Genomic DNA, 13,930 nt, shown 5'->3' with positions numbered 1-13,930 from the left:
TTAGTATGCCTGAAATGCCGGAGCTGGAAACAATAAAACGTTCATTGGAGCCCCATATTAAAGGTAGAAGAATTGATGATGTGGAGCTTTTGCTGTCCCGTCAGATTAAGCACCCTTCCCCTGAGGAATTTGTATCCCGTATTAAGGGACAGAGGATAAGGGAGCTTCAGCGAAGGGGAAAATATCTTATTTTAGTACTTGATAACCATATTTTCCTTGTAATTCATCTAAGAATGAGTGGACAGGCCTGCTATTGTGGTCCCAATGATTCTGATAGAAAGCATTCCCGTATAATTTTCCACTTAGATGATGGTGCCCGTTTCGTATTTGCCGATACCCGCACTCTGGGTACTATTTACGCTATGCGGGAAGATGAGCTGTCTATGATTAATGGACTTGCAGAACTGGGGCCGGAGCCTCTTAGTGATGATTTTACAATAGAGTACCTTAAAGATGTTTTGTCCGGGAAAAAGGGGAAAATTAAATCCTTTTTGTTAAAGCAGAACTATATTGCTGGGCTTGGGAATATATATGTGGATGAGTGCCTGTTTTTGGCTGGAATAAATCCTCTTAGAACTCCGGATTCTGTAACTGGTGCAGAAGCAAAAAAGCTTCATGCTTGTATTAATAAAGTCATAGAGGACGGAATAAATGACGGTGGTACCACCTTCCGTGATTATCGTGACGGCGTTGGCGGGAAGGGAAGTCATCAGAATAATCTCTATGCTTATGGTCGTGGTGGTCAGCCATGCCGAAAATGTGGTACTATAATGGAGAAAATAAAGGTTGGCGGCAGGGGAACAGTTTATTGTCCTAAGTGCCAAAAGTTGAAATAAATTTTGGGATAAATTTAATTTTTAAGGAACGCTTAAAATATGAAGATTATCGGTTTAACAGGTGGCATAGCCAGCGGTAAGAGTACCGTTACAAAGTATCTTCGCCAGCAAGGCTATACTGTAGTGGATTGCGATAAAATTGCCTGGGAGCTGGCGGAGCCTGATTGTTCAATATGGCAGGTTTATTTTGCCCGCTATGGCAGTAAGGTTATTAATCCAGACAGATCCTTGAACCGCCAGGCTGTAGCGGATATAGTTTTTCGGGATAAAAAGGAGCTGGATGCTATTAACAGTCTGGTTCATCCTCTGATAAAGGATGAGATGATGTCTCAGGTGAAGGCTGCCGGTGATGAAGGGGAAAAGGTAATTTTTCTCGATGTGCCCCTATTATTTGAGACGTCATACGATAAGCTGGTAGATGAGAAATGGCTGGTTTATGTCAGCCGTGATACACAGCTTAGAAGGCTTATGTCCCGTAATGATTTTAATCACGATGAAGCTGTTCGGCGTATTGATTCCCAGATGAGTCTTGAAGAAAAGAAAAAATTAAGCGATGTAATTATAAATAATAATGCTGACAGGAAGAGACTTCGCCGTCAGTTGGATGAAAAACTGGAACATTTAAGGATAGAGGGTGAGTAATGGACAGGGAAGACGAACGCTTAAAACGTCGCCGTGAATATCTACTCAGGAAAAAGGAATTTCAGAGAAGAACCTGGAGCTGTGCTGTAGGAATAATTATCCTCCTTATGGCATTTGTTACTTTTTTTGTAATGCAGCAGAAAAGTGTCCAGCGGACTTTTATGTTTCCTTATGAGTATCAGGAGATTGTCCAGGTTTGCTGTAAGGAAAACAATGTGGATGAGTTTTTGGTTGCAGCTGTAATAAAGTCAGAAAGCAACTTTAAAAATAATGCTGTTTCTACACCGGGGGCAGTTGGCTTGATGCAGCTTATGCCGAGTACGGCTGAGTGGATAGCCTCTGAAATGCATGATAATGACTATTCCAAGGAGCGGCTGGAAACTCCTGAAATTAACATATATTACGGTTCATGGTATCTTTCACGGTTATTAAGAGATTTTCATGGAAACAAGATATTGGCATTGGCAGCTTATAATGCAGGTCATGGCAACGTGGAGGAGTGGATGGAGCAGTACGGCTGGGATTACGATTTTAGTGATATTTCCGCCATTCCTTTCAGGGAAACTGAAATGTATGTCAGGGGCGTTTTAAGAAATGAAAAGAAGTACATAGAACTTTACGGAAAGAGGGAGTAAACCTTTTGGCTAATAATAAGCTTAATCTTGAAGGTCAGATACAGCAAATGAAGTCGAAAAATATCGGCTTTAATATTGTAAAAGAGCCAGAGGCATTGGAATATCTGGCAAAACATACTTATTATTTTCGTCTGAAGCATTATGCTGAGAATTTTGAAAAAATAAAAAAGCCTGGTGTGGGCACCAGATATCTTGCTTTGGAATTTGCACATTTGAAGGAGCTTTCCCTGCTTGATTTATATTATCGGCGGGTTATGTTTAATATTGTGCAGGATGTGGAGCATTATGCCAAGATTCAGCTTCTTAATGCGCTTGCAAGAAACAAAAAAGAAAACGGCTATGATATAGTCAATGAATACATGGAAAAGCGTAAATACCTTGATAAGGAGCTTTCCCGCCACCAAACTAAATATGCCAAGGGACTTATTGAGAAATACAGGGGGAATTTTGCGGTTTGGAATATTATAGAGGTTCAGACCTTTTCCCAGTTTATTGACCTTTATGATATGTATTTTGAGAAATACCAACAAAAGCATGTTGATACAAAATATATTAATGTGGTAAAGAACCTTAGAAATTCCATTGCCCATAATAACTGTTTGATGTTTAATCTACATCCTTCTGCGACGGCCAGTGATACTGAGGATGCCATAAGAATAGCAGTCGGCATGGGGTTGGATGAGGATGAATCCAGGGAAATGAATCATGTCACCTTTATTAAGGAGCTGAATATTACCTTATATGTCTTCTGGAATATTGTTACCAGTGAGGAGGAAAAGGAATTTCAGCTGGAGCTTTTACATGATTTGGTAAATAAGCGTTTTAATCGTCACATGTTTTATTTCGAGAATAATAATATTGTTTTGCCGGTGCTAAAATATGCACAAAAGCTTGTAAAATTTTATTTTGATAAAATTTGTGACAACAAGAATCATTAAAAATAATAAATAAGTAAACAAAAACAGCTGCCGGGGGTATATGGCAGCTGTTTTTGCTTGGATTATCATTGGATAATCATGTTTGGATAAAAATGTGTATGTAATGTTAGGGAACGACAATAATTAATCGCGTACTATAACGGATATTCCGTTTGGAATACAGGTTACAGTAGCATTTTCGCCTTTAATGCGGCGAGCCTCAGCATAAGCCTCTTCCAAAGTAGGGAAGTAGTGGGCCTTTAGGTCCTCAATAAGCTGTTTTTGCTCTGGAGCGGCCACAAAGAGTACAGTGTGTTTTCTTAAAATACGGCACCACACCTGGGCACACCACTGATCAGGCAGAGTTTCCTTCTGAGGAGTGTTAACGCACTTCTGGAAGAATTCGTCGGCAGTGGCAGCATCGTGTATAGAGTCATAATAAGACTGACCGCCGTGACCGTCTTTACAGGTGGCCAGCATTATTATGACACCGCCTTCATTAATGGAGGCTTCAGCGGCAGTCATACCCTTTGGACACTGGTATGCGTTCTGGTCCAGTGGATAACCACCGTTGGTTGTAATGACAATATCAGCAGGAGCTGGTTTTACGGCACAGTATTTTGCGAGGAATTCTGTACCCTCCAGATGTGCTGTTTCGAAGTTGCCTGCATAAGCAGCAACGGTTTTCTTGTCCTCATCAATAATTACGTTACAGATAAAGGCCAGCTTAGCCATACGGGCAGCAGCCACCATATCTATATGGAGTGGATTACCCTCAAGGATACCGGTGCGGGCATAAGGAGATGCAATAAACTCACCGCAATGATTGCCCATAACAGTAACGGCATCGCAGATACCAGGTAATACACTCTTGCGGCCTCCGGAGAAACCAGCGAAGAAGTGGGCCTCAATAAATCCCTCAGCAATAAGCAGGGAGGATTCAGCTGCAACCTTATCAATGATGCAGTCAGGGCCTGAAGGAAGTACACCAACCTTGGTGTTGCATTCAGGGTTATGTGCATCATGTACTATGATATCATTTTTAAATTCATCATACAAGTCATTACCTAATTTGTTGCGCAATTCTTCCATATTTGTAGGTCTGTGGAAGCCGGTAGCCACCAAAAACTTAATCTTTATATCCGGGTTCCCCTTGCGCAGCTCAGCAATCATTTCAGGCAAAATATCCTGACTTGGAACAGGACGGGTGTGGTCAGAAATGATAATGCAGCAATCAGGCTTACCCTTAGCAAGCTCTGAAAGAAGTGGGCTATCGATAGGATTCATCATAGCTTCGTGAACAATTTCCCTGCCGGAGCGGGTGCTTTTTAGCTCATCCACACGGGATGTCAATACGGCACTTTCTGCAGGAACTTCCAGATCAATGGCCCCATCGTCATAGAGAAAGCTTACTGTTTTTGTATTAGACATAACGATTTCTCATCCTTTCGTATATATATCCTCGTTTAAATTCGTTCGACAAATATTTTTAAAATCCTTCTTTTCGTCTGATAAATTTTAACATTTTTTGAGGATAATTACAATTCATATATGATTCTCATCCAATTCTAACTTGCAATAACCAATTCAAAACTAATACAATATTGTCATAGAAGGCTGATTAAGCCATGGAAGCTTTTATTTTAAACTATAACAGGAGCCCAAAAATGTTTAAGTGTAAAAAAATATTATGCCATATATTGCTGTCTGCAGCCATCCTGTTTTTTGTGCCTCAGTTCAGTGAAGCAAAAATGGAAAGCTATATTGCTGTGGGAGAATATACCCTTAGTGACAACGAAACCCTGCAGCAGGGGGAGGATAATGCTGTAAAGGAGGCACTGCGGAATATTTCTGAACAGTTGGGAGTTATTGTGGCCAGCAATACCAAAGTGGAAAATTCAGTGGTGACTCGTGATGAAATTATCACCTTCAGCAGCAGCTTTTTAAAGGTTCAAAATAAAGTAATTAAGCGCAGTATTGACGCAGATGGTGATATTCATGTATTTGCCCATGTAACTGCAAATGCAGATCCGGATTTGGTGCTTTCGGAATTAAATCAGCTTGCCATTCAAAGACTTAGTGGGGGCCACCAGCCTAGTGCTGGACATCAGCCTACTGTTAATACCCCTACACAAAATCAGGGAATAGCTCAGACGGTGGAAGAATATGCAGTTCAAAAGCACCTATCAAAAAAAGGCTTCTTTAGATATCTTCTGTCAATGGGATATCCAAGAGACAAAGCCACTAATACATCTGAGCACGCTGCCATAGACTGGAACAATAACGCTTTGGAAAGGGCAAAGGAATATTTGTCCCAGGGATATTACGCCAAGAAGGGCATTTACACCCAGCTTTTATCACCAAATGAGGGCTTTACAAGGGAAGAGGCCTTTTACGCTATGACTAATGTATATGCAGACTGGAATAATCAGGCTCTGGGTAAGGCACGGCAGTATTCACAAATGGGGTGGACGGCAAATAAAATAAGCCAACGTCTTTCCATCGAAGGCTTTTCAAAGGAAGAAGTGCAGTTTGCCATGTCACATATTTAAAAATTAGGAATAAATTGTGAAAAAGAGAAGGAGACCAAACGGCCTCCTTTATTTTTGGTTATTTGTATTATGTAAGCTCTACAGTTTCTACACCGTCCAGGGCATATAGGGCATGGGTTACCTCTACCTCCCGAATATTCTTGGTATTTATAAGCTCCATTTCCACCACAACCTGTGAATCATCATGGGCATGCTCTGCATTTTTCATTTTTATTTGGCAGATCTTAATATTATGAAGCTTTAAGGTATCGTACACCTCTTGGACGGCGGTGGAATTATTTTTTATGATTATCTTGGCGGTTAGCTTTTTATCTATTTTGTGGAAGGAATCCAGCTTGGCAAATACCTCCAGTACCAGGAATACTAATACAGAAGTAAAGAAGGCACTAATATAATATCCCGCACCTACAGATAGACCTACTCCAGCTACTACCCATAAACAGGCTGCAGTGGTAAGTCCGGTGACATTAAGCCCTTCCTTCATTATTGCACCGGCACCAAGAAAACCTATTCCACTAACCACCTGAGCCGCCAGTCTGGCTGGATCTGCATTGGTTTTTCCTTCAACTGTGGAATATATTTCAGTAGAAAGTATCATTATAAGACAAGAGCCAATACATACCAGCATATTGGTTCTCAGACCTGCTGATTTGCTTTTGGACTCACGCTCGTATCCGATGAGGCCACCTAATATACAGGATAAGGCCAATCTTCCTAATAAAACCATGTCATTGGGGGTTACAAAACTCATTTCCATACTATCACCGCCAAAAAATATTAATAACGAGCTTTCAGATGTCCCCTTCCTCTTTAGGTGGGGGAAAACAAACTACAACAGCTGGTGAGCATATCTCCCAGCTCGTTGAAACGCTAATTGGAAGATTTTTCTTCTAAAGAAGAAAAATTTGAACAATGGCGTTATCATATTTTAAAATAATACTTGACACTAATCAATAATTGTTATAAACTATCAAACAGGTTGTTGAAAACTGAATATCGCCACGAAAGGAGTGGGAACATTGACTAACATCGATATGTTATTTTCAATGGTAGGGTTATTCGCCATAGCAGCAGCTATTCCTTGCATCTTTGCACCAGAGCTGGCTATGAGTGAAGTACGTGCCCTTGTGAAGTCTATTCTCTAATTTTAGAGAATTCTTCACTAAATAGAAGCTGCAGCTGACATTTGTCAGGTGCTTTTTTTATTTTCAAAAACAATTTAATTGCTTATTCTACAAAAAGAGGAGTTTTCCCTTTTTTAATCAAGAAAAACTCCCCGTTAGCTTGTTATTTAATTTAAGAAATCTTTGCTTTTTTGCTGCCGGCAAAGCATGGCAGGAACAGTAATAGCTTGCTGACGCAATAAACTATTATGAGACCGATTATAGAGCTTAATATCCATTTTGGGAACCAGGAAATATCCAGTGGTAACAGGAAATATGCTACCGGGAATACTATCTGCATGTGACAGTAGTACATAGTATAGGAATTTGCCGCCATTTCGCTCCAGAATTTATTGGTGCGGTTGAAAAAACGACAGAAAATTGCCAACAGGCCATAAAAGGATGATGTAAACATTGCTGCCTGCAAAATTCCTCTAATAAAAACGAACTGAAGTGCATTGGCAACAAAAAATCTTCCCATAAGAATCCACATAGGGTATGCAAAGGTCATCACAGCAAATAAAGGTACCCATTTAGCAACAGAGGGCTTGTATCCATCCTCGGTGAACCACTGATGCCTCCAGGCGTAAGCTCCCAAGAAAAATGCCCATACATAAGGAAGAACACGGCATGGCTGCAAAACAAGGAAATAGCTAAGGTGAATCCACAGATCATCAAAGCCTGTAATAATATCCATGGCCACAACGTTGCAGAATACAAAAATAAATAAGCTCCAGGCCATAACCTTTCCAGGCTTTGAAGGGGCACACTGCTCAAGCATACTCTTGTCCAGCTTGGTTAATATAAACAATATAAGGTAAAAGACCGTAAGGATACCTAAAAACCAGTATTGAATATGTGAAAAGAAAACACCGGAGCCACCGTTTACAGGGTCAAAGAAAAACCAATTACTGCAAAATTCAGAAAAGCTTACAGGAGCATTACGACTAAAAAATGTAAGATATGATACTGGAGCCGCAAATAATAAAGTACCGCCAATCCATGGAACGATAATTCTCTTAAAGCGACCGGACCACCATTTACCATCGCCGTGCTTATTTAAGGTCATTATGCCAAAATAGCCGCTGACAAAGAACATTATCGGCATAATAAAAACATCTACCCAGCAAACAAAGCCGGTAAGGAACAATGAACAATGCTCTGTATCCACGACATACCACCATTCAGGTGCATAGGCCATATAGCAGAGTCCCAAATGAAAAACGATCATTAAATTAATAATGAACATTTTCAGATTGTCCATAAAAAATAAACGCTTTCCCATCATCTTAAATTAACAACACCCTTCAAAGAATTATTTATGTATAGTAACAGCATCCCAGCTGGTATCAAAAATTATTTGGTAAACCAGATCATCAGCCCTGTTTCCCCAAAATAGCTTGCCCTTTTCAATATTGGCGGCCAGGAGAGAGAAATAGCTCAGCACCACAATTGGATGAAGCTCCTGCTTAATAATGCCTTCCCGTTGACCCCGTTCAACAAAGGCATACATAGGCTGAAATAGATCTGTGACATTATCCAGCACCAGTGATTTGCCCATCATGGAGGACATGAACTGTTCGTAAACCTGGAATTCCGTAGGATAATGCCGGAAATAATCCACCATGCGCCAATAGTACTTTTTGAAGCACTCCTTTATATCACCGTTGAGATCAAGATCCTTCATGATATAGTCGCAGTTTTTCTGTATAACATATTTATACAGTTCCTTGAGCAGCTCCTCCTTGCTGCTGAAATAAACGTAAATAGTCGCCTGTGGTACCCCCGAAGCCTTGGCAATCATGGCCATGGATACGCCATTTATTCCTTGTTTTGCCATGAGAGTGGCAGTGGTTTTCAATATTAAATTCTTCTTCTGATCATCACGCTTTCTCATGTTTTTTATAATAACCGATTAATCGGTCGGTGTCAAATGAAAAGGATATAATATACAGTAATTAAGTTGTTTGTTTATTTTATGGTGATATGTTTACTAAGATATTCCATTATTAAAAGCTCCTGTCTCAGGCCTAAAGTTTTTGCGTAATATATTGCTTTTTACGAGGATAAAATATAAGATAATAGGTAAGATAGAATGTAAGATAATGAGTAAGATGGGGGTGAGGTAATGGGTGAGTATATGCCACCATATACAATTTCAAACCGTATGCTGGAGCTGGTTTCTTCCATTTCAGAAAAGGTTGGCAGGATTACCAGTCATAAGGATCTGGAAGCAAAGCCGCATTTACGCAGGAATAACAGAATTCGCTCAATTCATTCATCCTTAAAAATTGAGGACAATTCCTTGTCTCTGGATGAAGTCAGGGATGTTATTAATGGACACATGGTTATTGGTGACAAGACGGAAATTCAGGAAGTAAAAAATGCTTTTGCTGCCTATGATGAGATTGGCAAAATTAATCCCGGAAGTATTGATGATTTAAAGCGGATTCATGGAATTATGACTTATTTGACGGTGAAGGAGTCAGGTGATTTCCGCAAAGGGGAAGAGGGCGTTTTTTCAGGTGATAAATGTATTTTTGTTGCGCCGCCTCCCAATATGGTTCCGGAGCTGATGGAGCAGCTATTAAATTGGGTGAAAGATTATGAGGGAAAGGTCCATCCTTTAATAATGGCCGCTGTTTTTCATTATGAATTTGTATTCATTCACCCCTTCGCCGATGGCAACGGCCGAATGGCAAGGCTTTGGCATACAGTAATTCTGTATAGATGGCGAAAAATCTTTGAAGCTGTTCCACTGGAAAGCCAGATTGAGAAATACCAGCAGGAATATTATGATGCCATTGCCAAGTGCCACATTAACGGCAACTCTGATTTCTTTATTGAGTTCATGCTGGAAATAATTGATGGAATAATGGATGAGGTGATTAACCAGATCAGTAAGTCTGGTGCCAATACCAGCGAGTATGTTAAGCGTATGCTGACGGTAATGGAATATGATGTGCCTTATACCGCCACTTCTGTAATGGAGCAGCTGGGGTTAAAGTCCAGAGACACCCTCCGCAAAAATTATATCAATCCTGCCATTGAACTGGGGCTTGTAAAAATGACCATTCCAGACAAGCCCAATAGCAAAAATCAGAGGTATGTTAAGATTTGAAGATAAGAATGCTGGGAGATTTTTATTAGTTAAATGCCAGTTATCGTTGCATAAAATGAAAAAATATCAAAATATGTAACGATAACTTGCGAATAACGGCATATAATCATATAATGATTTTAACGGGGGTGATAATATGAAACTATATCAACGGGAAAAATATCTGAGAAGGATTCGCCCTTTTTACAATGATGATGACATTATAAAAGTTATCACAGGAGTTCGTCGTTGCGGTAAATCCAGCCTTATGGAAACCATTGCTGAGGAGATAAAGGCTCAGGGCGTACAGGCAGATAATATAGTATATATTGACCTTGATAAAAGAGGTTTTCATAATATAAAAACCCCGGAACAGCTTGAAGAACTAATAGAAAAGCATGCTCAAGCTGATGGATTAAAATATTTGTTTATTGATGAAATTCAAAATGTTGAGGCTTTTGAAGAAGTGATAAATGGTTTTCGTAATGAAGGGGGTTACTCCATTTTCATAACCGGTTCAAATTCCTATCTTTTAAGTGGTGAACTGGTCACAAAGCTTACTGGTCGTTATCTTGAATTCGAGATGTTTCCATTGAGCTTTGATGAATACGAAGGCATGAAAAAATTTTATAAAAAGCCTATCAGCGGCAATGGTGCCGTGGAATTGAACTCGTATATTCTTGAAGGCGGTTTTCCGCGTACCATACATATAGATGAGCTGTCAGCAAAAAGAACTTATGTTAATGGTGTTATAGATGAAATTATTAAAAAAGATATTCGGCGGAGAGTAAAAATAAAGGATATCGCTGCTTTTGAGACGGTACGAAATTATATTATCAGTAATTTTGGGGCCACAACCAGTATAAAAAAGCTATATGATGCCTTAAATAATAATGGGCTTAAAATCAGCAGGGCAACTATTTCCAAATATATACAAATATTACTGGATGCAAAAATATTGTATGAATGCCCACGTTTTGATATAAAATCCAAAAAATCACTTTCGGGAGAGAAGAAGTATTATCTGGCGGATTTGAGCTTTTATTATTCATTGAATACAGATAACCGAATAAATTATGGCCCAAATTTGGAAAATATTGTATTTACTTATGCTAAAAGCATGGAATATGCTGTAAGTATAGGACGTATTGGAAAGCTGGAGTGTGATTTTATCCTCAGGAGTCGAAATATGGATTATTCCTATGTGCAGGTTGCATATACAATATTGGAAAGCAAAGCGACAGAGGATAGGGAATATAGGGCATTAGAGGCTATCAGGGACAATTATAGCAAGTACGTAATAACAACGGATTATTTAATGCAAAAGAGAAATGGCATACATCATGTAAATTTGATGGATTTTTTAAATGACCAGCAAGAATTTTAACATTTGCCGGCCACAAAAATTATAATAGCTACACAAAAAATAGGAAGTGCTACACAAAAAAGAGGCGCTGGTTCGCGATGAACCAACGCCTTTTTGGGTACGCACAATATGGCGCAATATAATGGGGTAATTATATTATGTTAAATACTTAAATAAGTTTGCGGAACATATCGATAACCTGCTCCTTGGTTGCCTCACAAGGGTTGCCAGGATAGCAGGCATCAGCCAGAGCATCCTTGGCCAAAATTTCCAGATCTTCTTCCTTGATACGGTCGTTTTTGGCTGGAATACCAACATCCTCGGAAAGCTTCTTTACTGCGGCAATGGCAGCATCACGGTATTCGGACTGAGACATGGAATCAACATTCTTTACACCCATTGCCCGGGCAATTTCACGATAACGCTCACCGGTGTGCTCTTTGTTAAATTCCATTGCAATTGGCAGCAGCATAGCACAGGCAACACCATGTGGAGTGTCATAATGGGCGCTGAGGGTGTGAGCCATGGCGTGGTCGATACCAAGACCAACATTTGAGAAGCCCATGCCAGCAATGTACTGAGCCATTGCCATGCCCTTGCGTCCTTCTGGCTTATTGGCTACGGCATCACGGAGATGCTGGGAAATGAGCTTGATTGCCTCAAGATGGAACATATCCGTCAGTTCCCATGCAGCTCTGGTGATATAACCCTCGATAGCATGGGTAAGAGCATCCATACCAGTAGCTGCAGTCAGTCCCTTTGGCATTGAGGACATCATATCAGGGTCAATAATTGCCACATCAGGAATATCGTTAGGGTCAACGCATACAAATTTACGCTGCTTTTCCACATCTGTGATTACATAGTTGATGGTTACCTCTGCGGCGGTTCCGGCGGTGGTAGGCACAGCTATGGTTGGAACTGCATGATTCTTGGTTGGTGCAAGACCTTCCAGAGAACGTACATCAGCAAATTCTGGATTTGTGATAATGATACCAATTGCCTTGGCAGTATCCATGGAAGAGCCACCACCTACAGCAATAATAGCATCGGCCTTGCATTCCTTAAAGGCAGCCACGCCATCCTGCACGTTCTGGATGGTAGGGTTTGGCTTAATTTTGTCATATACAGTGAACTTAATATTATTCTTCTGGAGCAAATCTGTAACTTTTGCAGTTACGCCGAATTTTACAAGATCCGGATCGGTGCATACAAAAATGTGAGTGTACCCTCCACGGTTAACCTCACCAATAATCTCGTTGATAGCACCTGCTCCGTGGTAAGAAATTGAGTTTAATACGATTCTGTCTGCCATATTGTCATCCTCCAATCATTGTTTCTAAACAAACTCTATGTAAATTTTAACCCTTTTTATATATAAAGGCAATAATTATAAAGAATTTTCTCACAATTCCAACAAATATAACAGAATTTGATTTGTTCTATATCAGATAAGCATAATAAAAAAGCACCGGTTCATGATGAGCCAGTGCCTTCTGTCTTCTTATTTCATAACAATCAATTCATAATCTCTGGTACCCATGCCGATTTTCTCACCATGCTCCAGAGTTTCCTTCCAATGAACATTAGGGTTGTTGTTAAGCCAGTGGTCTCCATGGTCGTGGTGGTGCGGGTCAGCCATATTGTCACCTAACTGGGAATTGCGGATAGGCTCAGCCTTCTGACAAATATCTACGCAGGCCTGGTCAAGAGCTACAGGATCGAAGGAGCAGGCAATACCCAGATTTGGCAGAATAGGTGCATCATTTTCACCGTGACAGTCACAGTTTGGAGATACGTCCATAATCATATTGATATGGAAGCAAGGTCTGTCCTGAACAACGGCCTGGGCGTACTCAGCCATCTTTTTGTCAAGAAGATCTCCGGCATCCCACTGGTCATTGTGGATGGCATCAAATGGACAAGCACCTATGCAACGGCCACAGCCCTTACAAATATCCTTGTTGATAATGGCCTTCTTGTTTTCGTAGGTAATGGCATTGGAGCCACAATGCTTGGCACAAACCTGACAGCCACGGCATTTTTCCATATCAACCGCCACCTTGCCGGAGGAATGCTGTTCCATCTTGCCTGCACGGCTTCCACAGCCCATGCCGATATTCTTGACTGCACCGCCAAAGCCTGTCATTTCATGGCCCTTAAAATGAGCCAGGGAAATGAATACGTCAGCATCCATAATGGCACGGCCAATCTTGGCAGTCTTGCAGTATTCACCATTTTTTACAGGAACTTCAATATCATCTGTACCCTTAAGACCGTCGCCAATAATAATCTGACAACCAGTGGTAACAGTATTAAAGCCGTTTATGTTAGCACAGTCCATATGCTCCAAGGCGTGCTTTCTGCTGCCTGGATAAAGGGTATTGCAGTCAGTAAGGAATGGAATACCGCCCTGTTCCTTAACCACATCGGCAACAACCTTGGCATAGTTTGGACGGAGAAACGCCATGTTACCAAGCTCGCCAAAATGCATTTTGATAGCCACGAACTGATTTTCCATGTCAATATTTTTAAATCCAGCTTTGATAAAAAGCTTTTTCATTTTGGCCAAAATACTGGTGCCAACCGGAACGCGAAAATCGGTAAAATAAACCTTTGATTTATCCATACAATAACCTCCAACATATTATTACACACAACATATCTACCTAAAGAATAACATAAGTAAAGCAGTGAATCAAAGCAATGTTTTTTTAGG

General features: G+C 40.4%; 13 protein-coding genes. 7 read left to right on the top strand and 6 right to left on the bottom strand.

From position 1 onward, the window contains the following. The first annotated feature begins 5 nt into the window (after positions 1-5). From mutM to B6K08_RS06055, 4 genes are read left to right on the top strand one after another with little or no spacing between them, the layout of a single operon-like run. Entirely contained in the window at positions 6-836 is an 831-nt protein-coding gene (gene mutM / locus B6K08_RS06070) for a bifunctional DNA-formamidopyrimidine glycosylase/DNA-(apurinic or apyrimidinic site) lyase (RefSeq protein ID WP_039210084.1), read from the top strand. A gap of 39 nt (positions 837-875) precedes the next feature. Beyond that, positions 876-1,478: a dephospho-CoA kinase gene (gene coaE, locus B6K08_RS06065; protein WP_039210082.1), complete on the top strand. Its 603-nt coding sequence runs from the start codon at positions 876-878 to the stop codon at positions 1,476-1,478. Continuing rightward, a complete protein-coding gene (locus B6K08_RS06060; RefSeq protein ID WP_052212372.1) occupies positions 1,478-2,113 on the top strand; it encodes a lytic transglycosylase domain-containing protein in 636 nt (211 codons plus the stop codon). The genes coaE and B6K08_RS06060 overlap by 1 nt, the downstream gene beginning before the upstream one ends. A gap of 5 nt (positions 2,114-2,118) precedes the next feature. Then, positions 2,119-3,051 (top strand): Abi family protein, encoded by a 933-nt coding sequence (locus B6K08_RS06055; protein ID WP_039210079.1) that lies wholly within the window; start codon positions 2,119-2,121, stop codon positions 3,049-3,051. A 123-nt stretch (positions 3,052-3,174) separates the two neighbouring features. Here the strand turns inward: B6K08_RS06055 and larA are convergent, their stop codons facing one another. Continuing rightward, positions 3,175-4,461 carry a nickel-dependent lactate racemase gene (gene larA, locus B6K08_RS06050; RefSeq protein WP_039210077.1) on the bottom strand — a complete coding sequence of 429 codons (1,287 nt, stop codon included), beginning with the start codon at positions 4,459-4,461 and terminating at the stop codon, positions 3,175-3,177. Positions 4,462-4,697: 236 nt separating this feature from the next. On the opposite strand from larA, the gene B6K08_RS06045 reads away from it, so the two are divergent. Beyond that, positions 4,698-5,582 carry an Ltp family lipoprotein gene (locus B6K08_RS06045; RefSeq protein ID WP_052212369.1) on the top strand — a complete coding sequence of 295 codons (885 nt, stop codon included), beginning with the start codon at positions 4,698-4,700 and terminating at the stop codon, positions 5,580-5,582. Between the two features lie 67 nt (positions 5,583-5,649). On the opposite strand, the gene B6K08_RS06040 is transcribed toward B6K08_RS06045, so the two are convergent. From B6K08_RS06040 to B6K08_RS06030, 3 genes are all read right to left on the bottom strand, one after another. Next, on the bottom strand, positions 5,650-6,339 hold the full coding sequence (locus B6K08_RS06040; RefSeq protein WP_407639835.1) for an MgtC/SapB family protein: 690 nt from the start codon (positions 6,337-6,339) through the stop codon (positions 5,650-5,652). Positions 6,340-6,878: 539 nt separating this feature from the next. After that, a complete protein-coding gene (locus tag B6K08_RS06035) occupies positions 6,879-8,009 on the bottom strand; it encodes an acyltransferase family protein (RefSeq protein WP_159446715.1) in 1,131 nt (376 codons plus the stop codon). A 51-nt stretch (positions 8,010-8,060) separates the two neighbouring features. Continuing rightward, a complete protein-coding gene (locus B6K08_RS06030) occupies positions 8,061-8,642 on the bottom strand; it encodes a TetR/AcrR family transcriptional regulator (RefSeq protein ID WP_039205965.1) in 582 nt (193 codons plus the stop codon). A 231-nt stretch (positions 8,643-8,873) separates the two neighbouring features. On the opposite strand from B6K08_RS06030, the gene B6K08_RS06025 reads away from it, so the two are divergent. Together B6K08_RS06025 and B6K08_RS06020 are read left to right on the top strand one after the other, a co-directional pair. Then, positions 8,874-9,866, top strand: a complete 993-nt coding sequence (locus B6K08_RS06025; RefSeq protein WP_039205964.1) for a Fic family protein — start codon at positions 8,874-8,876, stop codon at positions 9,864-9,866. 136 nt (positions 9,867-10,002) lie between these two features. After that, positions 10,003-11,232 (top strand): ATP-binding protein, encoded by a 1,230-nt coding sequence (locus B6K08_RS06020; RefSeq protein ID WP_039205963.1) that lies wholly within the window; start codon positions 10,003-10,005, stop codon positions 11,230-11,232. A 148-nt stretch (positions 11,233-11,380) separates the two neighbouring features. On the opposite strand, the gene fucO is transcribed toward B6K08_RS06020, so the two are convergent. Together fucO and B6K08_RS06010 are read right to left on the bottom strand one after the other, a co-directional pair. Continuing rightward, on the bottom strand, positions 11,381-12,526 hold the full coding sequence (gene fucO / locus B6K08_RS06015; RefSeq protein ID WP_027407017.1) for a lactaldehyde reductase: 1,146 nt from the start codon (positions 12,524-12,526) through the stop codon (positions 11,381-11,383). Between the two features lie 189 nt (positions 12,527-12,715). Beyond that, positions 12,716-13,840: a DUF362 domain-containing protein gene (locus tag B6K08_RS06010; protein ID WP_039205962.1), complete on the bottom strand. Its 1,125-nt coding sequence runs from the start codon at positions 13,838-13,840 to the stop codon at positions 12,716-12,718. Between the last annotated feature and the right edge of the window lie 90 nt (positions 13,841-13,930).

This window comes from Anaerovibrio lipolyticus DSM 3074, from assembly GCF_900141865.1.
Taxonomy (GTDB): Bacteria; Bacillota; Negativicutes; order Selenomonadales; family Selenomonadaceae; genus Anaerovibrio; species Anaerovibrio lipolyticus.
The sequence above is the reverse complement of the archived record's forward strand: the minus strand, read 5'-3'. Positions and strand labels throughout refer to the sequence as shown.